Below are 26,230 nucleotides of genomic sequence, written 5' to 3'. Positions count from 1 at the left end.
ACCCGGTGTTTCCGGATGAAAACCAATCACTTTTTCGCCAGTGACTTGATGTACGCCACCAGATCCTTCATTTCGGCTGATTTGGGATCGATTGCTTTCCCCTTGTTAGCCAATATGATGCAGACATTATTTGCGTCTTGCAGGGAGAGCCAGGTTCCACCCGGATTCTTCCACTCCTTCCGCCCTCTCAGTCCGGCCTTTTCCAATCCTTTTCCGTCAGGGTGGCACGAATTGCAAGATTTGCCGGAGGTGCCTTCAGCAAACTTAGGATCGTTGAAGAGGGCTTTACCTTTTTCCACCATACCCGCTGCACCGACAGACGAACAAAGAAGCCCCATGACCGCCATTGACAGTAAGCCCGTTGCAAGCATCCGCATTTTCTCTCACCCCCGAATTTATTGGTCACGCCTAATATTTAAAATTACCACATCGTATGGTGATGTCAACGCGACAATTACCGGAACGATGCTTCAGGGATGAAATGCTAGATTAGTTTCCATCCGGAGTTTCCGGATGGAAACTAGATTATCAGATATCGCCGACACATATCATGCAAGCCTGAAACGCATGACAAGACTTTTCAGTTCGCAGGACAAATCTGACAATTGTGAAGCTGCTGCCGCGCTTTCTTTTGCACCGCCGGCGGTTTCGTACGAAATGGCATTCATTTCCTGGATGCTTTTTGAGATCACATTGGTCGTGGCGGTTTGCTCTTCCGCAGCGCCTGCTATCTGACTGATCTGGGTTGACACGCTATCTATTTGCTCGAAGATTTGTTTTAACGCTTCTTCTGATTCTGCCGCCTTTTCCATACCGTTGCCGACCTCTTGCACGCCGCTGTCCATAAACTCAACAGCAGAGCGGGTTTCCTTCTGAATAGACCCGATCATTTCACTGATCTGCCGGGTGGCTACGGTAGTTCGTTCCGCCAAGGCCCTGACCTCGTCTGCGACGACAGCGAAGCCTCTCCCCTGCTCGCCGGCTCTGGCTGCTTCAATGGCGGCGTTCAAGGCCAAAAGGTTGGTCTGATCGGCAATATCCTCGATAGTGCTGACTATCTCGCCGATGCTGTTTGACCTGGCTTCCAGCGCCCCTATCGAAGTTGCCGAGAGCTTGACCCGTGAGGCAATTCCTTCCATCACAGTCAAGGTTTCCTTCAAAACCGCCACTCCTGACGTGGCAATCCGGTTGCTATGCTGAGAATTGCCGGCAGCATCGCAGCAACTCCTGGCAATGTCTGTACTGGTCTCCAACATCTGCTCGCTTGCAGTCGCAACTGCTGTAGCCTGGATTGCAACATTTTCCGAGTCCATGGCAATTTTGTCCGCAGTTGATGTCAGCTGGCTTGCAGCAGTTGCAACCTGGGTCGCCGTAATCGACACCTTCCCCACAATATCTCCCAGGTCACCCACCATAGCGTTGAAGCTTCTGGAAACTGCACCGATTTCATCCCGGGAAGGTATCGCCAACTTCATGTTGAGGTTGCCCTCAGCCACTTGCTGTGCCGCAAGATGCAGCTCGTGTATATTGTCCCGAACAGATCGATAGAATCCGAGGAAAAGATACATTCCCAGCAAAACAGCCATAAAGCTGACCATCACTTTTCGGTTCGTGTGACTATGCAGCTTGTTTATGCGCTTGTTGAGAAGATGGTCCAGCTCAGGCACAATAATGTCATAGCCTTGGTAAACAGCTCCTGCTGCCCGTTTTGCCGCCGCAGCAAAGCCGGCTGGATCCGTCAGATTCTCTTTTCCCCCCAGTAAATCGCGGTTTATTGTCTCAGCATACGCGGCCACTTCGTTTTCAATAGACTGAAAATTCTTTTCCAATTTTCGCCGAAGATCGGCATTCGCTCCAAAGGCTTTGCTCATATTTTGCCTGAGCCCATCCAACAAAGCCGTTATCTGACCCGAGACAACCGTCAGTTCCGTTTTTTCCTCCGGTGTCATGGCTTTGCGGGCAAGCACTTCCCTTACGAGGACCGATTCCCGGGAAACCGCCTCGGCAAGACCGGGAAGCTTTGTTGCAATGGAGTCCATCAGGTAATAGCTGTCGATATCGGGATCAAGGGTAAGATTGGAATTATCTGCAACAAGCGTCAGCATACTCAGAAGTTCGCTGATAAAAACAGTATGGGCAGCGTATATTTTTCCGAATGCCTTTCCCTGCGTGCTTTTAATGGAATTTGCAGTGTTTTTGAGCTTAGTTAATGCATCCTTGGTGTTCAGATCGCCAGAGAGCCGCTCCTCAACTTTTTCCATGTTTTGAAAATCAGAGGCCAATTTAGCTTCCTCTGCGGAAACATCGCCAGTGATTACAGAAGAGTCACGCATTCCCTGAGCATCCTGGAGCAGGCGTCTTACTGGAACGCTGTATTCAACTCCTAAACGCTCCTTGGCGGCAAACTCGATCAATTCATGCGCATCTGTTACGAGAAAATATGCAAGCAACATAACCGGTAAGAGAAAAATGCCCGTAACCACGGCAATTTTCTGGAAAAATGTACATCGATTCATTAAGACAATTGCAGGAACAAATATACTTTTCATTTTTTCCTCCACACCATTGTAAATGCCTCAATATTTATTAAACAGCCAAGGCCGGATTTTGACGTGAAACAAAAAATGCCTGTCCCTGCCATTATGCATGGCAGGGACAGGCACCATTGCCACCCCGGTACAAAAGATTCCGCATATTTTAGAAAAGAACCGGACAAGGATACGGTTCATGCAAACATTATTCGGATTTAGTTACAGATTCTTTAGAAATATTTTTAGGCCCTCTAAGTTCCACAAAATGTTTCAATCACGAAAAACGATTGCCGGAACAAGCGATAAGTTGCAATAGCCGATCGATAGTCGCAATCAATCAAGCGTTGTCACATATGCCCGCTCAGCTTGCACTATCAATGATTGTGATATAATTAAACTACACCAATAATGGAGGTGCCGCATGCGCCCTGTATTCGCCAAGATTCTGGGACTGTTCGTCATAACCGGTTTACTCTCCTCATGCGCAGCTACTTCCCTCGTCGATTCCTGGCACCCCCCCGACCTGGCCAACCGGAAGTACCACAAGCTGCTGGTGTCAAGTATCGTAAAAAGCTCCAATACCCGCAAGGTCTACGAAGATGTCATCGCCGCTGAACTCAAGCAGAGCGGCATCGAAGCTGCAGCGAGCTATTTGCTGATGCCCAAGGATGAGCCGGTTAGCCAGCAAACACTGGAAAAAGCAGTGAAGGAGTCCGGGGCAGACGGTGTGCTCAGCATTCAAACGACCATGGTCGAAAAGCGGACCAACGTCCAACCCGGCTATATCGACAACTATCCCGGCTACTGGTATCCACCCGCTTTCCCCTATTGGGATATGTACGGCTACTATGGCGCAACGACCTTCTACGAACCGCCGACCATGGTCATGTACAATGTCGCCACGATCCAGGTAAACCTGTTCGATGCGGAGAGCGGCAAGCTCATCTGGGCAGGGACTTTAGAGACTTCGGAACCGGGCAAGGTGGTTACCGTCAGCAAGGACATTGCCCGGATCATCATTCAAGCCCTCCGCAGGGAAGGGCTGACCTGAACCGGCAATCTTCTTTCTTGCAATCCAAAGAAGGACAATCGGAAATGAAAAAGGAAGAAGGGGCGATGGAGATGAAATAATCGGCATCTCTTGATAACTTATAAATTGGTCGATTTCGGCTTGACATTGCAGACATGCTTGTTACAGTTCTTTAATATCGCTGGCTAAGTCAGGATAAAACTAAACGTATCAGGAGAATGATGGTAATGGAAAAAGGCAAAGTAAAATGGTTCAACGACAGCAAGGGGTTTGGATTTCTTGAGCAGGAGAATGGTGAAGACGTATTTGTCCATTTCTCGGCCATCACGGGCGATGGGTTTAAATCCCTGAACGAAGGCGACAATGTAACCTTCGAAGTGACCAAAGGGCCAAAGGGCCTACAGGCAGCCAATGTGACCAGAGTTTAAGCGCACTGCTCGATTCGACAAAAAAAGCTCCGGAGAAATCCGGGGCTTTTTTTGTGTGTGGAGCGGAATATCAGTTCCATCAGCAGATATATAACGATCTTGAGAGTCGATAAAAAGGGCTCAAGGTATTCTTCAGCAAGCCGATTAGAATCATATCCCATAACTTTGGAGATACGCCGGATGCAGATTCAGTATCAGGGCTTCAGGAAATACCGGCCAAGATACTCATACGCCACAGCCTTTTAAAGTCACACCGGCAGAACCGGTGGTTTGCCGAACAAAAGAACAAAGCTCAAGGGAGGTTGTTATGTCGCCGGATATTGTCCCATTTGCCCACCCGGAAGAAAAACTGAAACAAAACAAGATAATACAGATGGTCACCTTCGCCCTTGACCGGGAAGAATACGGCGTGGAAGTTTTGAGCGTCCGCGAGATCATCAGGATGCCAGAACTGACCAAAATGCCCAATGCTCCCCATTACATCGAAGGGGTCATCAATCTGCGCGGCACAGTGATCCCGGTCATCTCTCTCCGTAAACGATTCAACATGGATAGCCACGAAAACGACCGGAATTCCCGCATCCTGGTCATGGAACTTAAAGGTGGCAATTTGACCGGTTTTATCGTAGATTCCGTAGCAGAGGTAATACGGATTCAAAGCGACTCGATCCAGCCGGCGCCCAATGTCGCTCACATGGACGGCGTTCAGGACTGCATCGTCGGCATTCTGGACCACAACCAGCGGCTCCTGATCCTGCTCGACCTGAATCTGCTCTTTGACGATGACGAACATGAGAATCTGACGGCTGTTGCCTGACAATAGCTTCACAATACCAGCCCCGTCTGCATGTTCACTCATTCAGCGGGGCTTTTTTTTATGTCGATTACTCCGCTCCCAGGTCAGCTTCTGACATCATTTTTCCGGGTCAAGGACCCGATGAGGAGTTCACGACAATGGACAGTGCCAAATCGGGCAGTAGAACGCGAAACGCGGAGCGGGCGGAAAATCGCCGCTGGCTCCGGGAATGGATGAACCCCTACTTTTTCATTTCCATGAAGGACGAGCCGAAGGCCGTCTCCATCCTCGAACGGGAACTGGCGACCCTGCGCGACAACCGCCGGCTTATCCTTGCCGACCGGGAAAAGAGCTACATCCAGGCCTTCGTCAACCGCCCCGGCACCCTCTACGACACCCTGCGCCGGGTCCAGGAACGGGAAATATCCTACGCCATGATCGCCCACTCCGCCGGACCGATGCCCGGAATGGAGCAGGCCCTGGAGATCCAGCGCTTCGAGTTTGACCGGAAGAGCAACGAGGAGATCATTGCCGGCAAGGATGTGGTGGTTCCCCTCGGCATCAGGAGAAGGATTTCCGCCGAGCTGAAGCGAAACTTCCCCTCTTTCGATCTTAAGGAGCTGGACCGGCTCCTCCGCATCCTCTGGCTCAATAACGCGAACTACGTGCGGGTCTCGGCGCCGGCACGGGTCGCCCAGATACTGCAACTCTACCAGCGGAGCAATCAAGGGGGTGGGCTCTATCTGGGTGTGGAAGAGATGGCGAGCGGCAACGAATGGCGGGTCCTGTTCGCCGTGGGGAACCCACCCCAGCAGGATTTCCTCTTCCAGATCATGGAGGTCTTCAACCGTCTCTCCCTCGGGGTGAACCGCGCCTACTGCCTCACCATCTCCAACGGCATCCATCCCTACTTCCTCGGCACCTTCTACGTGCAGCGGCGCGACGGAGGGGTGCTGGCGCAGGGGGACGGGATCTTCAGCCGGCTCCAGCAGGAGCTTTACAACACCCAGATCCTGCCCACCAGATCGGAGGCCTTCCGCAACTTCGTCATGAACGGGGTTATGAGCGGCGAGGAGGCCTCGCTGATCAACGCCTTCATCGCCTTCTGCCATACGAACCTGGCCCATACCCAGCCGGACCGCTTCGATTCGGCGGAAGTCAGGAGCGCCTTCCTCTCCCACCCGGAGATAGCCCTCCAACTGGCACAGCTCTTCAGGGTGCGCTTCGATCCGGCCAGGGGCGTCCGGGACGAAGCATACCGGTCGGTCCTCGCGGAAACGGAGCAGGCCGTCGAGGAGTACAACACCGGCCACCGCTACCTGGATGAGGTGCGGCGCTCCATCTTCCGCTGCTGCCTCATCTTCATCACCCATACCCTGAAGACCAACTTCTTCGTCCTGGAAAAGCAGGCCCTCGCCTTCCGCCTCGACCCCGCCTACCTGGCGAAGCTCGGCCCCGAGGCAACCTCCGACCTGCCGCAGGCCGTGCCGTTCCGGGTCACCTTCTTCTTCAGCCGCTTCGGCTTCGGCTATCACATCGGCTTCTCCGACATCGCCCGGGGCGGCTGGCGGACCGTCATCGCCCGCACCAACGACGACTATCTGACCAACGCCGGCACCATCTTCCGCGAGAACTTCGTCCTGGCCCACACCCAGCATCTGAAAAACAAGGATATCTACGAGGGGGGGTCGAAGCTGGTGGTGATCCTCGATGTCTCGGACCTGAGAGCCCGGGAGCGGGAAATGGAGACGTGGCGGCTCTACAAGCTCCAGTTCGGGATCATCAACGCCTTCCTCGACATCTTCGTCACCGAAAACGGGGTCGCCAGGGACCCGCGGGTGCTGGACTACTACCGGGAAGACGAGCCGATCGAACTGGGGCCCGACGAGAACATGCACGACTCGATGATCGAGACCATCGCCCGGCTGTCGCAAAAGCGGGAGTACCTGCTCGGCATCGGCATCATCTCCAGTAAAAAGGTGGGGATCAACCACAAGGAGTACGGGGTCACCTCCACCGGGGTGGTGAAGTTCGCCGAAATCACCATGGCGGAGCTGGGCATCGACATCCGCAAGGACCCGTTCTCCGTAAAGTTCACCGGAGGCCCCAACGGCGACGTGGCTGGAAACGCCATGCGGATCATGCTCGACCGCTGCCCGCAGATGGCGATCCGCCTCATCCTCGACGGCACCGCCGCCCTCTGCGACGGATCGGGAGCCGACCGGACGGAGCTGAAACGGATCATACTCAAGGAAGACCTGGAGGCCTTCGACCCCCATGCCCTTCACCCCGGCGGCTTCATGCTCTTCCGCACCGGCAGCCGCAAAGAAGGGCTCAGGGAGCTCTACCGCAAAGTGAGCATGACCCCGGCCGGCCTGCATGAGGAGTGGATATCCATCGACGAATTCTACCGGGAGTTCGACGAGCTCCCCTTCACCGTGCAGGCGGACCTCTTCATCCCCGCCGGAGGCCGCCCGGAGACCATCGACAAGGAGAACTGGCAGGAATTCCTGCTGGCGGACGGCACCCCGTCTGCGCAGGCCATCGTCGAGGGGGCCAACTCATTCATCACCCCCGAGGCCCGCGTCCAGCTCCAGAAAAATGGGGTCATCATCATGCGCGACGCCTCGGCCAACAAGTGCGGCGTAATCTCCTCCTCCTACGAGATCATCGCCAACCTGCTCCTGAGCGAACAAGAGTTCCTGGCCGAGAAGGAACGCTACGTGGCCGACGTCCTCGAAATCCTGGAGAAACGGGCCGGCGACGAGGCGCAGTTGATCCTCAGGCGCCGCCGAGAGCAGCCGATGCTCCTCTGCACCGAGATCTCCGATGCGCTGAGCAGCGAGATCAACGGCCTCTACGCCCGCATCTTCAAATTCTTCCAGGGACGCCCGGAACTCTGCCTGCAACCCATCTTCCGCCGGGCCATCCTCTCCCACCTCCCGCGCATCCTCCGCGAAGAGACACGCTACCGGCGGCGGATCGGCAAGCTGCCGCAGAAATACCTCTTCGCCATTCTCGCCGCCGAGATCGCATCCTCCCTCGTATACCGGGGAGACCAGGAAGCGGCCTTCGAGGACACGCTCCGGCTCCACCTGACGCGAAACTTCCCTGCCTGAGTTCCAGACGGAAAAAGCCGGCCATCCTTGAGATGACCGGCTTTTTTAAGTTTCAGCATCGCGCTTACTTCACGATTACCCATGATTTCGAATATATCGAGGCAAGCGTAAAGCTGAACGGTTATAGGTCTTTAAACCCCAAAACGGCAGTTAGCCACGAATGACACGAATAAACACGAATGTTTTTAACACCCTGCTAAGTCTTGAGTAGTCACCAGCCTGGTGAGTGCCTTCTGCATCACAACAAGAGATTATATATTCGTGCAAATTCGTGGTTAAAATGCTTTAGATCCGCTTGTAGTGAACGAAATAGATCCGCTTCCCCTCGGCCATGAACTTGAGCATGTACTTGGAGAGGTGATAGCCCGGCAGGTCATGTACGTAGAGGTCCGGCGCCAGCCGATTCTCGAACCCCTCAACGCCGGGGAGCATCCCCGCCACGTCGATACCGTAGTCGTCGAAATCGGTGGCGAAGTAGAAGTCGGCGCCCGGGGCGAGGTAGTCGCGGAGGAATTCCATGAATTGCCGGTTCACGAGCCGGCGCTTCCGGTGCTTCTTCTTCGGCCAGGGGTCGGGGCAGTTGATGTAGACTGCGGATAACGAGCCTTTGGCGATCCGCTCGGTAATGAACTGGCGCGCCTCTTCCCTGAGCACCCGGACATTGGAGAGACCGTGGCGGTCGATGCGGCGGCAGGTCTTGTAGCACCCCTTGTTGTAATAATCGATGGCGATGAAGTTGGTCTCCGGCGCATCGAGAGAGGTCTTCACCATGAAGTCGCCGATACCGCAGCCGATTTCAAGCGCCAGCGGCCGGTTGTTGCCGAATACGCCGGCCCAATCCGCAGGGCTTCCCAGTGTTTCCGCCTTCAGGTAGTTGGGGGATTCGATGTGGATGAAGGATTGTGTCATGCATTACGTCCTTTTGATTTATTTGGGACGGGCAGGATAGCACAGGAAGGGACATGGGAGAAGGGTCAATTTGCGGGCTGCGCAATAACCCATGATGCTCTGCGGGTTGCCTGATTGCTCATTTTGATGTTTTATACATATCGAGCTTGTTCGTGACATTGTTTCTGATCCAGGACGGGTCCCACCATTCGATCGGATTGACCGGAACACCGGATACGATGACTCCAAAGTGGAGGTGGTCGCCGGCGGCCATGCCGGTGGCCCCGGTGTTGCCGATAGTCTGGCCTTTTTCCACGTTGTCCCCTTCCTTAACTACCATTTGGCTCAAGTGGCCGTAGAGGGTCTGCAGACCCAGGCCATGGTCGATTACGATGCACTGACCGTAAATGCCCAGGTCGCCGGCATGGACAACCCTGCCGCGATTGGCAGCAGGCACAGGGGAATGGGCAAGGGAGGCCAGGTCGACCCCCAGGTGAGTCTGCTGATCTACGACTTTTCCCTGATACAGATAAATGCGGAACTGGCCGAAGGAACCGCGTGGGGCGGAGTTGGGCAACCGCAGGAACTCCCCCTGCCAGAGCGGCACGGGCGAGGTTTGCCTTGCGAATTCATTAAGGGCTTTGGCATCCTGCTCCCGCAGCTGGTTGTTAGCCTTCTGGAAGATTTCCAGTGGTGTTGCGGCCTGCGGAAATTTGTTCTTGAACTCAGCGGCAACCTTCTCCAGAAAGGAGTCGGACAGATTGATCCTGTCCGCGGAAAAGGTTTTTGGAAGGAGATGGAAGTTGATTCCCATGAGCCGCTCGTTGCCGGCACGGTCAACGGCTATCACCCTCGGAACGTATTGTTTGGGGTCCATGTTGTAAGGGAAAGGAAAGAGACAGGCGTAAAAGCCCCCCCCCTGCCTGTACCCGGGAGAGAACTGGTCAGCGTACTTTACACCTGTTTTCTCAACCTCTCTGGGGAGCGTGTATACCACCAGACCGGCGCCTCCGCGGGTGATGTTGTGGGCAGCGCTCAACACCGCGACAACTGGCGGCGTATTCTGCATGTCGTAAGAGCGGAGAAGTGTAGTACTGTTGCCGGCGCCGAAATGCAGGGGAGAATCTGTCGACTTGATCTGCAGCTGGAAGGGGCCTTCCCTGAGGCCGGCCCGACTGAAATTGAAGGTTTCTCCGGCTTGGTGGGTGCCTTTGGGATAATCCTTGACCAGGACATCGACCGTCTTATCGCCTTGAAGGGCCCTCACCGTAAGTTTTTTAAGCAGGGCTCCGGATGCGTCCAGCTTAATGGCCAGTTCGCGGCTTGCGGAGATCGGCCCGCCATCGGGCGTCAGAGACACCGCAGGCGCTGGCGTGCCCAAAAAATAATAAGCGGTGATGCCCAACACCACCACGATCACGATGGATATAAAGGTTCTCATGTCTGTCACCCCTCACGTTCTTTATCCTTTGTTTGGACCCTGCGCCGGCCAACCGGCAGGACAGGAACCCGACAAATTATACCACGCTAATATAGCCCAACAATCAGAAAATGTGTTGCAAGACGTTTGATTTATCATGAAACTGATTTTGGTAGGATCACACTTTTGCGGGGTCAGCAAAGGGTTGGGCTGCCTGATTACTTCTTCAGGTATTTTTGCCTTTCAACTTCTGGAAACCTTCTCCATACTGCCCCGGCCCGGTCTTGAAAAATCTTCGGCTTACTTCAGCTATTTCAGGCTTACCCAACTTTCTGATTGATTCTTTTATCTCATTGATATTCATATTATCTCGCTAATGTCAGCAACCATAGGGGGTCAGGTACTCTTTGTTCTTGCCGATCAGTACCAATCTTCCGAGAGACCAAGTCCCCCCTTTATGAAAGGGGGATTTAGGGGGATTTGCCTTCCATCGCCACCAGGAGGACTGTTACTGCCGCTGTTTTTGTAATGCCTTGACATTTCTTATTCATTGATGAATAGTTTGAATAAAAATGATTATGAGGTATGCCATGCGTTCAGCAAAATCGGTATGCGCCAAGGAACTGTATCACGAGATAGAAACCACTCCTGAGGAATATTTACCGGCCCTTCTTGAAATAGTCCGAGGGTTCCGCCACGGCATCTTACTCAAACCAGCTGCTGAAAGTATTCGGACGGGTATGAAGGAGGCGCTGGAAGGGAATACTCTTCCTGTTTCGGAACTGTGGAAGGGCATTGATGCCCAGTGAGCACGTCATCATATCGTTTACCCTGGAATTCAAGCGCAACCTGCGTGCGCTTGCCAAGAAATACCGTTCCATCCGCTCCGATATTCAACCACTCATAGATCATCTGCTGGCGGGTGAGCTTCCCGGCGACCAGGTGCCTGGCGTCAGCCTGACCATCTTCTAGGTACGTCTCCAAAACAGTGACATCCAGAAAGGAAAACGGTCCGGTTACCGTTGCATCTATTACCTTAAAACCCGCGACATCATTCTGGTCACCGTTTACTCCAAATCTGAGCAATCAGACATCAGTGTGGCAAAACTGCGCTCCATACTTCATGAAATGGGGTACTAATACTGACTTGCTTTAGACTCCTCTTATTTGTCCCGCACCAAGGGCTGCCCCCTCTGTTCTCCTTTTGAAAAAAATGGGGAATGGAGAGTTGAGTCTCCATTCCCCCCGTCTCTGTGTGCCCTGTGAGAGTAACTGCCGTTTTAACATTATTTTAGGACTTATTTAGCTTTTGCCTGTTCAGATAACGGATCATAGGTCTTAAACGCTTCATTAAATATCCAGGCATGCAGCATGTCTTGGGAGATCTTTGGCTGATACAATGGTACTTGATGGCCGGACATCGGCACCTCTATTTGCATCAGATTGGCAAGTCTTTTAATGCAGCCTTGGGTAACTCTCTTATTGTTGCTGTCGGTTGTATACCAAACCTGGCGCTTCAACTTGGCCCAGCTTTCTTTGCCTGACCAATTCATGTTTCTTAAAATCTGTTCGGTGCCGGAAAAACCGCAGGACATATCAAAGTTGCCGGTATAAAAGAGCAGTTGGTAGACAGGCTTCCCGTTGCTTTGTATGTCAACCAAAGGGGGAATAACCGCAGTAACCGAGGCCATCATGTCGTTAATCAGGTTATCGGAAACCGGTCCCGCAGCATCTTCAAAACTCCAGACAACCTCTTGCGGCACATGAATAGCCTGTTTCACCAAAGGGCTGCCCAGGTAGTTGCGCAATGGTTGCAATGAAGCATCCGACCAACTACGGACATCATAGATATTTTCACCGCCGCCGCAGGCAGTTAAAGTGGAACTTACTTTTGTTCCATCCGTGAATGCCTGTTTCATATCCCCTTTTTTCAAATCCACGGAGAACTGCTCAAATTGTTCTAGAGCAAGCCTTTTTTGATTGGCATCGACCAAACCAAGCATATAAGCATACTCAATCTGATCAAGAGTTTGTTTTTCCGGGTACATCCAGCCGTCACCAATGGCTATGCCATGCAGGTGAATCTTAAGCTCATTGCCTGTTTTGTTGCGTGTTGTGATCTCTGTGGCAATGTACGGCAAATATTTACCGGCATAACTTTCCCCTGTCAGATAGAGTGGATTGTTGCGGTATTCAGGATGTTTGGCATAGAAATCCTGCAGGGCATTGACAAACTGTTTGGCCAGTTCCGCTTCGGTTGTAACGTAGGTGTTTGGTTTTTTTGTGCTGAAACCGGTGCCTGCAGGCTGATCCCAGTAGATAAGATGGGTTTTGGTATTCCAGCTGTAACTGTTTGGTGTAAGCATACCATCACTTCCCATGGCAAATGGTCCGTTTTCTAAAAACAGACCGGCTAAAGAGGATGCACCCGGTCCACCATTAAGCCAAAGTACCAGTGGTGTCTGTTCGGTTGGTTTTGTCTGGCTTTCAAAGAACCAGTAAAACAGCTCGTTGCCGTTTTTATCGGCTTTAGCATAACCGGCATAGGAGTTATTGAGATTATACCAGCGGGCAGGTCTGGCGGTGGCGTCGCTTGGAATCGCTGTTACACGGTCAGTTGCGACGGCTTCCATGACAAGCTGTTGCAGGGTTTCTGTTGTTTGCAGGGTTTTGATTTGATTTAAAACTTCCTGTTTAAACAGGCTCATGATCGTGTTGATAAAGCCGTTCGTTGTTGGCCAGGGATGCAAAATCGTGTTGATGATAAATGTCATGGACTGTTCGTCAGGTATGGCAATGCCCAGCTCTTTACCAATTCTTGTCAATGGTACTTTGTAGTTTTGATTGGTTAAATTAGAGCTGGTAATGATAAATGGTGTATTTTTTTCATGGGCTTGTTCAGGCGTGGTAATGGAAAATTTCTTTAACAGATTATTGTTAAGCGTATTCAGCTTGGTAAGATCTGTATTCCATCGTCCGTCTTTGTTCTTAAAGTTAACCACGAAGGAGTTGATCAGCACATCTGAACCAATTTGTTGTAAAACGGCAATCAGATCCGGATTTTTAGCCAAATGCTCGTTGGTTTTGCCGATAATGTTGTTTCTGATATAGCGGATAATGTCTGCTTTACCGGTAGCTAAGGTTTGACCTTGATAGCCGGTAATTTTTTCCGGCAGCGGTACCAGCGATTCTATTCTGAAAACATCGCTGTCGCCTGCCAGTGTCAGCCAGTAGCAGTAGTAAAGTTTTGCGCTGAAGGCACACTCGCCAAGAATCAAGCCATAGCCGCTGTTATCCAATGGAATCGTACGATGAGCCATCCAGACAGCCGCAGCGGCAGCCCCCGGCTTGGAACCTTCCAGGCCAAAGATACCCATGTTAAGATTTTTATCCGAATGAATGTAGGCGGCGTTAAATGTAATGAAGTAGCGCATGAATCCGTTACGATAACAAAGCGAACCGGCCGGGTACGGTATAAAACCTGCCTTGTGCGGATCAACAGTCAGCGTGTCAGCCATTTGTAAAAGAGCATATTGTTTTTGAGCATATGATGAGAGCGGTACATCGGCCACAAACTCGGCCTGTACAACTTCTGCGTTATCGGTTTTAGGATTGACCATCATAGTGCGCAGGTAGCCGCCCCAAGCTGCATCGCAGTGGATAAGGAAATTTAATCCGTTAAATTGATAGCTTCCACTGATTGTCTCTTTACGCAGTTTAAGAATACCTTCAAGGTTATCCACCACGCCTTCTTCGGTACTGCCGATTACACCGACAACCATTAAAACAGGGATCTTGTTTTGGGCGCATTCCAATAGTTGATTTCTTAAAATGTTAATATCCATGCGGCAATTATTGTCAACCGGAATACCCACAACGCTATCTTGCCCCAGCCCCAGAACAGTTCCCGATTTTGGCCATGAATAGTGGTTGGTAGCCGGTACGAAGACTCTCATGCTTTTTATCTCAGGGTACGTTTGTGTGTAGTACATCAGTCCCTTGTTTTGGATTAAAAACGGGGTCAGAAATTTATCAATACCGGTTTCTTTATATTGTGGACAATAGTGAATAATATTTTCAGCCAGACAGGAAACTTCATCAGGCAACAGATTAAGCAGCTGCCAAGTAGTACAATTAACCAGGAGTTTAGTTTTACGTACCATCATCGTCGGGTTATCTTCCGCTTCATAAACGGTAACTGTAAGTTTATTATAGGCTTCGGCAAGCTCGTTCTTCCTGTAGCAAAACAGAGCCTCTTTCACAGCCAAAGGGTAGAATTTCAAATTTCGTGCTACCCACATGGATTCCAGATTAGCAATTGTGCCGTCAGCTGTGATATGCCCCCAAGGATTAACCTTAATTGGATTATCGTTGGTATTCACCACGAACTCTTTGGCAAATCCCATCAAGCTGCACAGCTGCTCACCAACCTCTTTTTCCAGTGCACAAGTTTGGGGACCGCCTTCGGTGGCAACATTATTTTGGTTGTACATCATGGCGGTAATATAGCCGACATTGGCCGGTAAAACGGTATCCCAATTCATGTGTGCCTGGTAGCGTTCGCTAAAAAAAGGCACGCTGTCATGCAGTTTTTGGGATAACTCTTTGCGGGCGATTTCGAGGTTATTGCAGGCTGTTTTGTACTCCTGCGAAGATTTTATATCCGTATCGATATAAGGCGGATCGTTAAAGTAGGTTTTACGAAAATTGGCATGCTCGCTAAGACTGGCGGTTACCAAATTTTCCATCAGATCGGCATTTTCGCCGCATGACCCCAAAAACCAGGCGCCAACACGCTTGTAGCTCTCCTGAGTTGTTTCTCTTGTTTGGTTTTGCACAATAGAAAACAAGGAGTGTCTTTTGTGGTTTTCTTCTGCCATCTTTATTTTCTCCTTACCGATAGGAATTTGGTTTTGCCGGCGATGACGATACCACCGAGAATTGGCTACGGTCAATTAAAATTTTAATAGATTTGAAAGAAGCTATGAGGACGCTGTAACGATTATGGTGTTTCGAGGCCGGCGGGTTGCCCCAAATTCAATCTTCTGTAGAGGGCATAGAGATACGGGGAGCGCTACCCATGCATGCTAAGAGCATGCTATGGGGTCAGGAGCATGCTATGGGGTCAGGACTTGATAACTTGACTCCAGCAAATCACGCCGTAGCCGTTCCATTTTATCAACAAGCAGGGGATCTTTTTCCCGCAGTTTCTCAATTCGTCGCAGGGCACATGTTAACGTCGAGGGGTCTCGTCCCACGTGCCTCGCTAACTCCGTCAGCTTCCCACTGCTAAGCTCTAGCGTCGCCCACGCCGCAAGGCCTCTAGCTTCGGAAGTGACCCGGTCTCGACCCTGCGCACTGAGACGATCATCGCGGATATCATAAAGCCTCTTCACGGCTCCAACTACGGCATTCACGTCAGGTTTTTGTTCCGGCAGAGATTCCACCTCTGCAAGCACGCCATCGACGAAATGGTCATCTCCAAAGATGCGGCTGTCGATGTTCTTCTCCCCATGAAACTCCTCCCGACGGCCTTCCGCCAATCTCTCGCCCACAAATACCACAAACTTTATACGAGCATCCGTTACATTGGTGGAGAACTGGGAAAGGATGAAATCGGTTTCGAGCCATGGAAGGCTCTCCTTGCCAAGATATGCCTGGTGACTGCTCCACCGGTAATTTTCCGGCTGGCCCGCGATCCGCGCCCGCACTGGATTGAGGTGAATGTAGGATGCCAGTTCCAGAAGGTAAGCGTCGGCATCTACCATAACAGCCTTATATCTGCCCTGGAAAACGTGACCCGACTTTTTGTGCCGCCAGTTGAACCACTGCGTGTACCTCAGAGACACGTTCTGCATGATTCTTGATAAGGGTATATCGCTCACCTGAATCTCCAGATGTACATGGTTTGTCATCAGGCAAAAGGCGTGAATTCGGTGCTGGAATCGCTCGCACGATTTCTGGAGAATCTCATAGAAGCGATACCGGTCCTTATCATCTGAGAAAATATCCTGACGTGCATTGCCACGAACGATTACGTGGTAAATTGCACCAGGCGTGTGTATGCGGGGTTTTCGTGCCATGGTCAGAGAATACCACCGATATTCAAATTATCAAGTCCTGACCCCATACTGACCCCACTGACCCCATACTGACCCCATAGTCTTCCCCCTGACCCCATAGTCTTCCCCTGACCCCATAGTCTTCCTCATAGTCTTCCTGTGGTGCACTTAGAAGGTGAATTCACCATTTTTCCGAATATTTTTTCCAATATTTATTACCATAGCTGCAGAATATTTCTTCACCGACCAATATATTTCTATTTGCTACAATACAAACGTTACCATTTTCGTCTAGCGTTATTTTTGAATTGTTTTTATACTTTGTTTTAACAAAGCCCAAAGCATCATTTGCACATTTAGCAAAACACTTCACTTTCATTGAATCCAATATTGTTCCATCGGGCATGTTTATAAAATATCCATCTTCACCATTTGTTGCTCTGTATTGTGCTTCTTTATCTGATAAAATCTTTCCTTTGAAAATTGAAATTACTTCATCCTTGTAAATTGCAATTGCTGTAAATAAACCATTACCAGAACCAGGTATTTGAGATTCCTTGATATACAAATAGTCTGGCTCTTTAGCTTCGATTTTATATGTTGTTGAATTAGAATATTTTTTAAAGCGGGAAGTATTGTTCAAATATTTATGCTTAATTAGATCCATGGGGGTTAGGTCTCGTTGTTCTTTCACGCTGCGTGCTCCAAGTGAAGGGTTTCCCACCCGATACAGGCAAGCTTGATATAGATGGGAATCGGCTTGTGTCCGCCGTGATAGTACACGATCGTGCGGCGTGTAATGCCGAGCGCTTTGGCCGCAGCGCTCAGAGAAAGACCGTTACGTTCCATCCAAGCATTGAACTCGGTCACCGGGAAGGCAAGGCCAGCCTGCTCTTTTCCCAGTCTGTAAAGGGAATCTGCGTCCATGCCGATTTCTCCATCTGCCCACTCTATCCCATGCCCCCATTCTTCGACTACAGCAGTTTCAAAGAACTTCGATTCCTTCAGCCTTTCATACCCGGGTGAGTCGAAATATTCGGATATATCAACCCTGGTATGTTTGCCGGAGCGCCACAATATTGTTAAATGTGACGGTGCTTCAGCAGTAACGGATTTGATTTTTTGTTGATTCATGATTTTATCTCCGGTTCAGTTTTTGTCATTCTGTCCAGATCCGCTCCCTGTTCTCGTTCGCCCATGTACGGGCTTCGGCAAGAAGGACTGCTGGCGGGTTTCCGATAATGACCTCAAGGGTTTCGAGGTTTATGGATGCCCGTCCATCAGGCCACCACAGATGGAAATGCGGAACGCCGTGCTCTCGGCCAAAGACTGCGATTTTCCAATTTCGGTTATGATGTAGGCGGGTCATCTGGAAAAAGTCTAGAGAATATTATTCCCCATGTCAATTGCGAAGTTGATTTTTGGGTTAGGTTTGCTGATCGAACAGCTTTGGGCGTGTGCGGGGCCGCGTTGTTTGCGGCATCCGACACCACGTCCAGATTCGGCGCTTTCTTCTTTGCGGCAGTGGAGCAAACCACCTTTCCCTGAAATTATCGTAGCGTCTGCTTGACTTTACACAATATGAGGTGTAAATATTTGTGTAATGGAGGTGCCCCATGGCAACAAACTTGGCTATTGACGACAAACTGCTCGAAGAAGCCCGCACAGTCGGCAAACATGCAACAAAAAAGGCGGTGGTTAACGAAGCACTTGCGGAATACATTCAGCGCCGAAAACAAGCCGAAATTATTAACCTGTTCCATTCGGTAGAGTATGATCCCGACTACGACTATAAGATACAGCGAAAGAAGCAATGAAGATCCTTGTTGACACATCTGTATGGTCCCTGGCACTGCGGCGCAATCTGCCCGATGATGGCCCTGAGGTAACTGAATTAATCGAGTTGATCAAGGAGGTTCGGGTCCAGATGATCGGACCGGTACGTCAGGAACTCCTCTCCGGGGTCAAGAACCAGGCCCAATTCCAGAAGCTGCGCAATCACCTGCGGACTTTTCCCGATCTTGAACTGACAACCCGTGATTACGAGACGGCAGCTGAATTCTTCAACCTCTGTCGTGGTAAGGGAATTCAGGGATCAAATACCGACTTTCTCATATGCGCCATAGCGGCACGGCACAAGATCCCCATTTTTACTACGGATGGGGATTTCACTCTGTTTCAGACCCATCTGCCAATTATGCTCCATCGCCCTCGCTCCTGACTCGACCCACTCATTGCCGCGTAAGCGGCCCTCTTGCAATGAGCTAAGCTTTTCCAGGGAAGGCCGAGGAAGGTCAGAAAATAAATCTGTCCCCTTTTTTCGCTCTTCCTTCAGCACTTCCTTGATAGATACCTATCCATTGACCCTTCATAACCTCTCCTTCAATGCATAACGTGGTCGAGGCGCACCGGCGGAGCGAAGCGGAGACCGCGTGCCGCCGAGTGGTTGTGCACCGGTTTACTTACGGAACATGTTCACGTAGTGGATTCCCATGCCTACAAAGCCTATTCCAATACCAGAGGCAGCAAGTACGAAACCGGCAGGCTGGGAAGCATATACAGCAACTAGCCAACCGACTACTGCCACACAAAAGCCAATAACCCCGATTCGTAGCCCTAGTAACTTTCTCGGCGGAGTTGTGTTTTCTAATTCCTTCGTTTTGGTATTGAATAATGCTCCGATGCCAACAGCTACCGCAGCAACAATCCCGCCGCAAACGGCTGAATACACTTGATCAAAGTCTCCTACTTTGTCCAGTGACGCACCGACTAGTGCAGAGACGAAGATGATGGCAGCTCGTGGTACGATCGATTGTATTTTCATGGGTTTCTCATTCGATTCATTGCACAACAACTTATTAGTAGGTTTCCCTATATAGGGAGCGTCGTGGTTGCCTATATAGGTTACTTTTGTCGTTTTCAAGTGCATCTTACAAGCTCCTTATACAGGTAGCTTTTTCCTTGTGCAAGGTACTTGAGACCCTGTGCTTCAATCCTTCAAAATTCTCTCTTCCAGCTCGCTATCGCCCCGAATCGATCCAAAACGCACACGCCAGAGCCTTTCCTCCAGCTCCCATCTCCCTACCACAGCTTTCAGCCTGTCTCGAAGGGCCTTCTTCCCGGCCTTTTCTCCCACAATGATGGGTATGCGTTTTCATCTCTTTCAGCATGTCCCCCCGCAAGCGCACAAAGCCGCTCAGAAAAAACCTATTAACGCGCCCTAAAATACGTCCGAACACCCGTCAAGTCAAGGCGTTATCGGCTGCGGCTCATTATCCGGCCGACTCTTCCCATTGCCATTTGCACAACGGTGTGTTAATGATATCCTGTTGAAATAATGTAATAAAAGGATGTTACAAATGAAATTCACCGATTTAAATCTGCCGGAACAGGTGCTCCAGGGCATCGCCTACACCGGCTTCACCGAATGCACACCCATCCAGGAAAAGGCCCTGCCGCCGGCCCTGGCGGGCAAGGACGTGGCAGGCCAAGCCCAGACCGGCACGGGCAAGACCGCCGCATTTCTCATCTCCCTCTTCACCCGCCTCCTGAAACAGGAAAAAGTCGGCACCGAACATCACCCGCGGGCGCTGATCCTCGCCCCCACCCGGGAGCTGGTGGTGCAGATCGAGAAGGACGCCCAGCAGCTGGGTAAACATACCGGCTTCACCATCCAGGCCATTTACGGCGGCGTGGACTACATGAAGCAGAAGAACGCCCTCAAGGAGGGGGTGGACATCGTCATCGGCACCCCGGGCCGGCTCATCGACTACCTGAAGCAGAAGGTCTACTCCCTGAAGAACATCGAGGCGCTCGTTATCGACGAGGCGGACCGGATGTTCGACATGGGGTTCATCGCCGACCTGCGCTTCATCCTGCGCCGCCTCCCCCCATTCGATGAGCGCCAGAACCTGATGTTCTCCGCCACCCTCAACCAGCGGGTCATGGAGCTGGCCTACGAGTTCATGAACGTGCCGGAAAAGGTCGCCGTCACCCCGGAGCAGATGACCGCCGAGCGGGTCGAGCAGGTCATCTACCACGTGTCGCGCAAGGAGAAGTTCCCGCTTCTGTTGGGGCTCCTGCGCAAGGAGGGGATGGAGCGGACCATGATCTTCGTCAACACCAAGCGGGAAGCGGAATTCCTCTTTGACCGGCTCAATGTCAACGACTTCCCGGCGCGGGTCATCTCAGGCGACGTGGAGCAGAGGAAACGCCTCCGCATCCTGGAAGACTTCAAGAGCGGTAAACTGCCCATCATGATCGCCACCGACGTCGCCTCCCGCGGCCTCCATATCGATGGGGTCTCCCACGTCATCAACTACGACCTCCCCCAGGACGCGGAGGACTACGTGCACCGCATCGGCCGCACCGCCCGGGCCGGGGCCGAAGGGAAAGCCATCTCCCTGGCCGACGAGGATGGGGCGCTGTACCTGGAGGACATCCACGAGTACATCAAGGAGAGGATTCCGGTGGAGTGGGCCGAGGATGAGCTGTTTGTCCACGATTACATACGGAGCAAGCCGAGGCCGAAACCCGCAGCGAAACCCCACGGCAGGGCTCCCGCTCCAAGACATGGCAAACCAGCGGGAAAACATACTGAGAAGCCTGCTGAAAAGAGCGCCGAGAAACCCGCCGGCGAGGGTGAGGCAGGCGAGAAGAAGCGCCGCCGCCGGCCGCAAAAGAAAAAGCCGGCCGGTGAAGGACAGCCCCAGTAGCCATGCAGAAGGGAAAACCGGCCAAAAAATATTCCCAGGCTGGGCGGGTCCATGACACCATCCGCCTCATCGAAGCCCGCCACGGCATCACCATCGAAGAACTGGCCGAGGAAACCGGCGTCAACCGCCGCACCATCCACCGCGACCTGAATGCCATCCTGGAGGCCGGCTATCCGCTGGTCTCCGAATGGCTGAACGGGAGCAAGGCCTACCGCTTCCTCACCCGTTTCAAGGATATCCCCCCGATCAACTTCACCCTCCAGGAACTGATGACCCTCTCCTTTCTCCGCTCCCAGCTCGACATCCTCAAGGGAACCCCCTTCCGGGAGGACATGGAAGCGATCTTCCACAAGGTGAATTCGGTTCTTCCTCCCCGCTACGCCGCCCACATGGAGCGGATCGCCAGGGTGTCCCTGCCGCTTTTGCAGGGGGGACGGGACTATGGCAAGGTTGCGGAGCCATTGAAGCTGATGCGCGACGCCCTCCTCTACCAGTACCGGCTGACCCTGGGCTATCGCCCTCCGGGCAAAAGAAGAACCGCCGAATACAAGGTCGATCCCTACACGCTGATCTTCTACAAGGGTGGGCTCTACCTGCTCGGCTACGCCCATAACCGCAAGGCGCTCCGCACCTTTGCCGTGGAGCGGATCAGCCAGGTGAGGGTGGAAAAGGAACGGTTTGAAATGCCGGAGGAATTCCGGCCAGAGGAGCAACTGAAGAGCGCCTTCGGCATAGTGGAAGAGAAGGCCATGACGGTCAAGGTCAGATTCTCCCCGCAGATAGCCCATGCGGTCGGCGACCGGCTCTGGCACCCGACCCAGAAGATACGGCGGGAACGGGACGGAAGCGCGCTCCTCTCCTTTACCGCAGGGGGGAGGATGGAGATTATTTCCTGGATTCTTTCCTATGGACGCTACGCCGAGGTGCTGGAACCGGAGGATCTGCGGGAAGAGGTAAAGGGAATCGTGACGGAGATGGCGGGGCTCTATAAATAAAAGGGCAGTCGGCAGTCGGTGGTCGATGGTTCATCAACATCTACTGCCGACTGCCGACTGCCGACCGCCTGTACATGGTATTTCCCTATTCGACAGCGGCTTGCGAAACTTTAACCGTAACTCCACTAATATTATTTGATCCGCATATTTTGATCATTTAATTCATCCGCGCAATTAAAGCTCACTACGTTACCACCCGGAACAGCCCCACGTTTCTCGCAGGTGGCGCAAAGGCCGCCAAGTTGACAAAAATGCGGGCATGCTCTATAAAGGTGAGACTTTCTGGAGGCCGGATGGAAACCGATACTATGACCCCTTTGAAAACTATTCTCCTCGACCGCATACTGTCGAAGGGCCGAATCACCTTTGCCGATTTCATGGCAGCCTGCCTCTATGAGCCGGGGCTCGGCTACTATACCTCTCCTGGTCGCAAGGTCGGGGCGGAAGGGGATTTCTACACGAGCATGAACGTCCACCTGGTATTCGGCCGCCTGGTCGCCAGGGAAATCTGCCGCATGTGGGAAAGCATGGGCTCTCCCGGCCGGTTCGACATCATCGAGGCTGGCGCAGGCGCGGGGCAACTGGCAAAGGATATCCTCGATACCATCGCGGGAATCAACCTACCATTTTACGACACCCTGACCTATTGCCTGGTCGAGAAGGAACCGACCCTCAAGGAAGCCCAAAAGGCCAAGCTTGCAGACCACCTGGCGCGCCTCGACTGGCATACGCCGGAAGAGCTCGCCGAGGGCGGATCGACCTTCAGCGGCTGCCTCTTGTCCAACGAGCTGATTGACGCCATGCCGGTCCACCTGGTGGAGATGACCCCGGCCGGACTCATGGAAGTCTACGTCACGGCATTGGATGGCGAATTCGGAGAAATGCTCGACGAACCGTCCACACCGGAACTGGCCGCCTACCTGAAACGCCTCGGCATCTCGCTTTTCGCAGGTCAGCGGGCCGAGATCAGCCTGGCGGCCATAGGCTGGCTGGAAGCAGCGGCAAAAGCTGTTGAAAAGGGATTCGTCCTGACCATCGATTACGGCTATCCTGCCGACGAACTCTACGCGCCTATGCGCAAGAACGGCACGCTCCTCTGCTACTACCAGCATACAACGGAAGAAAGCCCCTATATCCGCGTCGGCCTTCAGGACATCACCAGCCATGTGAATTTCACGGCACTCATGGAACGGGGCGAAGAACTTGGGCTGCACACGGTTTGGTTCGGGGAGCAGTATCGTTTCCTCTTGGGCGCAGGGCTCATGGAGGAGATGCTCGCCCTTGAAAAAAGCGGCGTATCCGAAACGGAACTTATTAAAAACCGGCTGGCGCTCAAAAAGCTCATGCTTCCCGACGGCGGTATGGGCGACACTTTCAAGGTGCTGATCCAGGCAAAAGGTGTGGATAATCCGCAGCTCCTCTGCATGAGGGACTGGGGGAAATGCTTTTGACAGGCATCTGGATGATGCTAGACTTGACTCAACCATTCAACGATCTTAAAAGGATGCGCATTTGCAGAACGAGATGAAGGCACTTGTTTTTGATCTGGACGGCACCCTCTATGTCAACAACGACCTGGGCATGAAAATATCCAGTGTTGCCTGCCGCTACCTTGCGGACATGAAGGGTGTCACACACGATGAGGCTGACGCACTCATCGGGCAGACAAAAGAGAACCTGTCCCGATCAAGCGGTTTCGATTCAACCCTGAGCCACGCAATAATGGCCCTCGGCGGAGATCTCCGTGCACTGCACAACCGCTTTGCAGAGGAGATACGCCCCCAGAGCTTTCTCAGCCGTGACCGGCGGGTGGTGGATCTGCTGCAGACCCTCGGCGAGAATTTCGAGCTTTACCTTTACACCAACAACAACCGTCGGCTGTCGACCGCAATCATGGATCTGATCGGCGTAAGCGGACTATTCAGGCGCGTCTTCACCATTGAAGATTTCTGGCGGCCAAAACCGGATCGGGACAGCCTGGAAACCATCCTGAACGTGATTGACAGAAAGCCCGGCGAATGCCTGTTTATCGGGGACCGTTACGACATCGACCTGCGCCTCCCCGCAACGATGGGGTGCGCGGTGTTTCTCGTCAACAGCGTGGTGGAACTGCTTTCCCTTGCAAAACTACTATCCAAGGAGAACCTATGAGCGACAACAAGAAAGAGGTACTGGACGCCCTGATGCGCGCCATGGAAATCGAAAAGGAGACCTTTGATTTCTATACCGGGGCCGAACAGAAGACCTTTAACCCTGGCGGAAAGCGGATTTTCAAGTGGCTGGCCAAGAGCGAGGAGCAGCACTACCTGAAACTGAGCGAACTCTACACATCACTTGACGAGAGCGGCCGCTGGGTCTTCTACGGCGGCTCTACCATCACCCTGGAACCGGAAACTGAAGGGACGCATGTCGGCTTTGAAACCAGCAACCTTGAAGCCCTGCAAATCGCCATGGATATCGAAAAAAAGGGAATCGCCTATTTCGACGAACTGTTGCAGAAAACCGTCGATCCTGACGGCAGGATGATGCTCCAGACACTGCGGGACGAAGAAGCCGAACACCTGCGGGTGATTACGGAAAAATATCAGGGGATTAAAGGCGGTAAATAGGCGGTCGGCGGTCGGCGGTCGGTGGTCGGTGGTCGGTGGTCGGTGGTCGGTGGTCGGTGGTCGGTGGTCGGTGGTCGGTGGTCGATGGTCGGTGGTCGGTGGTCGGTGGTTGCATGGTCCTCCATTAAGGAGCAGTGATGGCGACACGTCTGGAAAAAGATACACTCGGCACGGTTGAGGTTCCCGCTGAAGCATACTACGGTGCACAGACCGCCCGGGCTGCGGCAAATTTTCACATTTCCGGGTTACGGCCCCACCCTGCCCTCGTCTGGGGCACACTGGTCATCAAAAAGTGCGCGGCAAAGGCCAATATGGCCACCGGCCGCCTTGACGAAAAGATCGGGGCCGCCATTGTGCAGGCCGCAGAAGAGTCGCTGGCCGGAAAATTCGCCGGGCACTTCGTCGTCGACCCGTTCCAGGCAGGCGCCGGCACCTCCCACAACATGAACGTCAACGAAGTGCTTGCCAACCGGGCCAACGAGCTGCTCGGCGGAGCACTCGGCGCATACGACCGGGTGCACCCCAACGATCATGTCAACATGGCCCAGTCCACCAATGATGTTTTTCCAACAGCCATGCGTCTCTCGGCATTGCACATGCTCTTCCTCCTTCACCAGGAACTGGAAACCCTGTGTGATGCATTGCACGCCAAAGGTACGGAGTTCGACCGGATCCTCAAATCGGGACGCACCCACCTCCAGGATGCAGTCCCTATCCGGCTCGGCCAGGAGTTCGAGGCCTACGCCGCAGCCATGGAAAAAAACCTGGCCGGCCTCGAACGCTGCCGCCCCAATCTCTGTGAACTGGGCCTCGGCGGGACTGCGGTAGGAACCGGCCTCAATGCCGAAGCGCGCTATATCGACCTGGTGATCGAAGAAATCGGCAGGGAAACGAGCCTGCCGGTTTACAGAGCGGCCAACATGGTCGAAACCACCCAGAATATGGACCCCTTCGTGACCCTCAGTTCCGCACTAAAAGGGCTAGCCATCAACCTGGTGCGGATCGCCAACGATCTCCGTCTCCTCTCATCCGGCCCGCGGACGGGATTCAACGAAATCAACCTGCCAGCATTGCAACCAGGCTCGTCCATCATGCCGGGCAAGGTCAATCCGGTGATGGCGGAGGTAACCGACATGGTCGCCTTCCAGGTCATCGGCGCCGACACCACGGTAACACTGGCAGCCCAGGCCGGACAGCTGGAACTGAACGTAATGATGCCGGTGATCGCCTTCAATATCCTCTTTTCCATGGAAATTATAAGAAACAGCGTGAAACAGTTCACCGAATCGTGCATTAAGGGGATTACCGCCAACGAAACGCGCTGCAACAGCAACCTGGAAGCATCGGTGGGACTGGCCACTGTGCTGGCCCCCTACGTGGGGTACGCGGCAGCGGCCGAAGTGGCGAAGGAATCGATGCAAAGCGGACAAAGCATCAAGGAAATCATCATCGCCCGCAAAATCCTCTCACCGGAAAAGCTGGCGGAGATACTCGACCCATATCCATTGACAAATCCCGGAGTGCCGGGGAAAAGGCAGTGAATGGTAACTGGTGAATGGTGAAATGTAGGGGCAAACGGCGTTCGCCCTTTGATGAACGTTCATGTTGAACAAATGCGTTGAGCCTTGAACGAAAAA

The 26,230-nt window shown here is 52.7% G+C and carries 25 protein-coding genes; 15 read left to right on the top strand and 10 right to left on the bottom strand.

Going from position 1 to position 26,230, the window contains the following annotated elements; genetic code table 11:
• Positions 1-26 precede the first annotated feature (26 nt).
• Both GURA_RS04870 and GURA_RS22655 read right to left on the bottom strand, forming a co-directional pair.
• Positions 27-377, bottom strand: coding sequence for a hypothetical protein (locus GURA_RS04870; protein WP_011937891.1), 351 nt, complete (start codon positions 375-377; stop codon positions 27-29).
• A 171-nt stretch (positions 378-548) separates the two neighbouring features.
• Positions 549-2,549, bottom strand: coding sequence for a methyl-accepting chemotaxis protein (locus GURA_RS22655; RefSeq protein WP_011937890.1), 2,001 nt, complete (start codon positions 2,547-2,549; stop codon positions 549-551).
• 403 nt (positions 2,550-2,952) lie between these two features.
• Between GURA_RS22655 and GURA_RS04860 the strand changes: the two genes are divergently transcribed.
• From GURA_RS04860 to GURA_RS04845, 4 genes are all read left to right on the top strand, one after another.
• A complete protein-coding gene (locus GURA_RS04860; protein WP_011937889.1) occupies positions 2,953-3,582 on the top strand; it encodes a DUF4136 domain-containing protein in 630 nt (209 codons plus the stop codon).
• Between the two features lie 206 nt (positions 3,583-3,788).
• Positions 3,789-3,989 carry a cold-shock protein gene (locus GURA_RS04855; RefSeq protein WP_041245763.1) on the top strand — a complete coding sequence of 67 codons (201 nt, stop codon included), beginning with the start codon at positions 3,789-3,791 and terminating at the stop codon, positions 3,987-3,989.
• Between the two features lie 307 nt (positions 3,990-4,296).
• A complete protein-coding gene (locus GURA_RS04850; RefSeq protein ID WP_011937887.1) occupies positions 4,297-4,806 on the top strand; it encodes a chemotaxis protein CheW in 510 nt (169 codons plus the stop codon).
• A gap of 137 nt (positions 4,807-4,943) precedes the next feature.
• Positions 4,944-7,904 (top strand): NAD-glutamate dehydrogenase domain-containing protein, encoded by a 2,961-nt coding sequence (locus GURA_RS04845; protein WP_011937886.1) that lies wholly within the window; start codon positions 4,944-4,946, stop codon positions 7,902-7,904.
• Between the two features lie 285 nt (positions 7,905-8,189).
• On the opposite strand, the gene trmB is transcribed toward GURA_RS04845, so the two are convergent.
• Both trmB and GURA_RS04835 read right to left on the bottom strand, forming a co-directional pair.
• Positions 8,190-8,813 (bottom strand): tRNA (guanosine(46)-N7)-methyltransferase TrmB, encoded by a 624-nt coding sequence (gene trmB, locus GURA_RS04840; protein ID WP_011937885.1) that lies wholly within the window; start codon positions 8,811-8,813, stop codon positions 8,190-8,192.
• 118 nt (positions 8,814-8,931) lie between these two features.
• Positions 8,932-10,233 carry a M23 family metallopeptidase gene (locus GURA_RS04835; protein WP_011937884.1) on the bottom strand — a complete coding sequence of 434 codons (1,302 nt, stop codon included), beginning with the start codon at positions 10,231-10,233 and terminating at the stop codon, positions 8,932-8,934.
• Positions 10,234-10,369: 136 nt separating this feature from the next.
• Here GURA_RS04835 and GURA_RS24110 point away from each other — a divergent pair, with 136 nt between their 5' ends.
• From GURA_RS24110 to GURA_RS24565, 3 genes are all read left to right on the top strand, one after another.
• The gene (locus GURA_RS24110) at positions 10,370-10,552 is read left to right on the top strand and encodes a hypothetical protein (protein WP_157046125.1); all 183 of its coding nucleotides are present in this window, start codon (positions 10,370-10,372) and stop codon (positions 10,550-10,552) included.
• 250 nt (positions 10,553-10,802) lie between these two features.
• Positions 10,803-11,021, top strand: coding sequence for a hypothetical protein (locus GURA_RS04830; protein ID WP_041245275.1), 219 nt, complete (start codon positions 10,803-10,805; stop codon positions 11,019-11,021).
• Positions 11,011-11,184: a hypothetical protein gene (locus GURA_RS24565; protein ID WP_198134526.1), complete on the top strand. Its 174-nt coding sequence runs from the start codon at positions 11,011-11,013 to the stop codon at positions 11,182-11,184. The genes GURA_RS04830 and GURA_RS24565 overlap by 11 nt, the downstream gene beginning before the upstream one ends.
• Positions 11,185-11,510: 326 nt before the next feature.
• Here the strand turns inward: GURA_RS24565 and GURA_RS04820 are convergent, their stop codons facing one another.
• The 5 genes from GURA_RS04820 to GURA_RS25260 form a co-directional block, all read right to left on the bottom strand.
• Entirely contained in the window at positions 11,511-15,092 is a 3,582-nt protein-coding gene (locus GURA_RS04820) for a S10 family serine carboxypeptidase-like protein (RefSeq protein ID WP_011937881.1), read from the bottom strand.
• A gap of 237 nt (positions 15,093-15,329) precedes the next feature.
• The gene (locus tag GURA_RS04815) at positions 15,330-16,295 is read right to left on the bottom strand and encodes a transposase (protein WP_011937880.1); all 966 of its coding nucleotides are present in this window, start codon (positions 16,293-16,295) and stop codon (positions 15,330-15,332) included.
• 160 nt (positions 16,296-16,455) lie between these two features.
• Positions 16,456-16,968: an SET domain-containing protein-lysine N-methyltransferase gene (locus GURA_RS04810; RefSeq protein ID WP_198134525.1), complete on the bottom strand. Its 513-nt coding sequence runs from the start codon at positions 16,966-16,968 to the stop codon at positions 16,456-16,458.
• Positions 16,965-17,408, bottom strand: a complete 444-nt coding sequence (locus GURA_RS04805) for a DUF2442 domain-containing protein (RefSeq protein WP_011937878.1) — start codon at positions 17,406-17,408, stop codon at positions 16,965-16,967. Before GURA_RS04805 ends, GURA_RS04810 begins: the two co-directional genes overlap by 4 nt.
• A gap of 25 nt (positions 17,409-17,433) precedes the next feature.
• Positions 17,434-17,643, bottom strand: a complete 210-nt coding sequence (locus GURA_RS25260) for a DUF4160 domain-containing protein (RefSeq protein ID WP_083764770.1) — start codon at positions 17,641-17,643, stop codon at positions 17,434-17,436.
• Positions 17,644-17,890: 247 nt separating this feature from the next.
• Here GURA_RS25260 and GURA_RS04795 point away from each other — a divergent pair, with 247 nt between their 5' ends.
• Both GURA_RS04795 and vapC read left to right on the top strand, forming a co-directional pair.
• A complete protein-coding gene (locus GURA_RS04795; RefSeq protein ID WP_011937877.1) occupies positions 17,891-18,091 on the top strand; it encodes a type II toxin-antitoxin system VapB family antitoxin in 201 nt (66 codons plus the stop codon).
• Positions 18,088-18,495 (top strand): type II toxin-antitoxin system VapC family toxin, encoded by a 408-nt coding sequence (gene vapC / locus GURA_RS04790; protein WP_011937876.1) that lies wholly within the window; start codon positions 18,088-18,090, stop codon positions 18,493-18,495. Before GURA_RS04795 ends, vapC begins: the two co-directional genes overlap by 4 nt.
• A 237-nt stretch (positions 18,496-18,732) precedes the next feature.
• Here the strand turns inward: vapC and GURA_RS04785 are convergent, their stop codons facing one another.
• Positions 18,733-19,203: a hypothetical protein gene (locus GURA_RS04785; RefSeq protein ID WP_041245273.1), complete on the bottom strand. Its 471-nt coding sequence runs from the start codon at positions 19,201-19,203 to the stop codon at positions 18,733-18,735.
• A 430-nt stretch (positions 19,204-19,633) separates the two neighbouring features.
• Between GURA_RS04785 and GURA_RS04780 the strand changes: the two genes are divergently transcribed.
• The 6 genes from GURA_RS04780 to GURA_RS04755 all read left to right on the top strand — a co-directional run bounded on the left by GURA_RS04780 (position 19,634) and on the right by GURA_RS04755 (position 26,134).
• Complete coding sequence (locus tag GURA_RS04780; RefSeq protein ID WP_011937875.1) at positions 19,634-20,989, top strand: DEAD/DEAH box helicase; 1,356 nt, start codon at positions 19,634-19,636, stop codon at positions 20,987-20,989.
• A gap of 2 nt (positions 20,990-20,991) precedes the next feature.
• On the top strand, positions 20,992-21,984 hold the full coding sequence (locus GURA_RS04775) for a helix-turn-helix transcriptional regulator (RefSeq protein WP_011937874.1): 993 nt from the start codon (positions 20,992-20,994) through the stop codon (positions 21,982-21,984).
• 293 nt (positions 21,985-22,277) lie between these two features.
• Entirely contained in the window at positions 22,278-23,435 is a 1,158-nt protein-coding gene (locus GURA_RS04770) for a class I SAM-dependent methyltransferase (RefSeq protein ID WP_011937873.1), read from the top strand.
• A 61-nt stretch (positions 23,436-23,496) separates the two neighbouring features.
• Positions 23,497-24,135: an HAD family hydrolase gene (locus GURA_RS24560; protein ID WP_011937872.1), complete on the top strand. Its 639-nt coding sequence runs from the start codon at positions 23,497-23,499 to the stop codon at positions 24,133-24,135.
• Complete coding sequence (locus tag GURA_RS24555) at positions 24,132-24,593, top strand: ferritin family protein (protein ID WP_011937871.1); 462 nt, start codon at positions 24,132-24,134, stop codon at positions 24,591-24,593. Before GURA_RS24560 ends, GURA_RS24555 begins: the two co-directional genes overlap by 4 nt.
• Positions 24,594-24,730: 137 nt before the next feature.
• Positions 24,731-26,134, top strand: a complete 1,404-nt coding sequence (locus tag GURA_RS04755; RefSeq protein ID WP_011937870.1) for an aspartate ammonia-lyase — start codon at positions 24,731-24,733, stop codon at positions 26,132-26,134.
• Positions 26,135-26,230 lie beyond the last annotated feature (96 nt).

This window comes from Geotalea uraniireducens Rf4, assembly GCF_000016745.1.
Lineage (GTDB): Bacteria > Desulfobacterota > Desulfuromonadia > Geobacterales > Geobacteraceae > Geotalea > Geotalea uraniireducens.
Note: the sequence above shows the minus strand (reverse complement) of the source record. Positions and strands in the feature narration are given on the sequence as shown.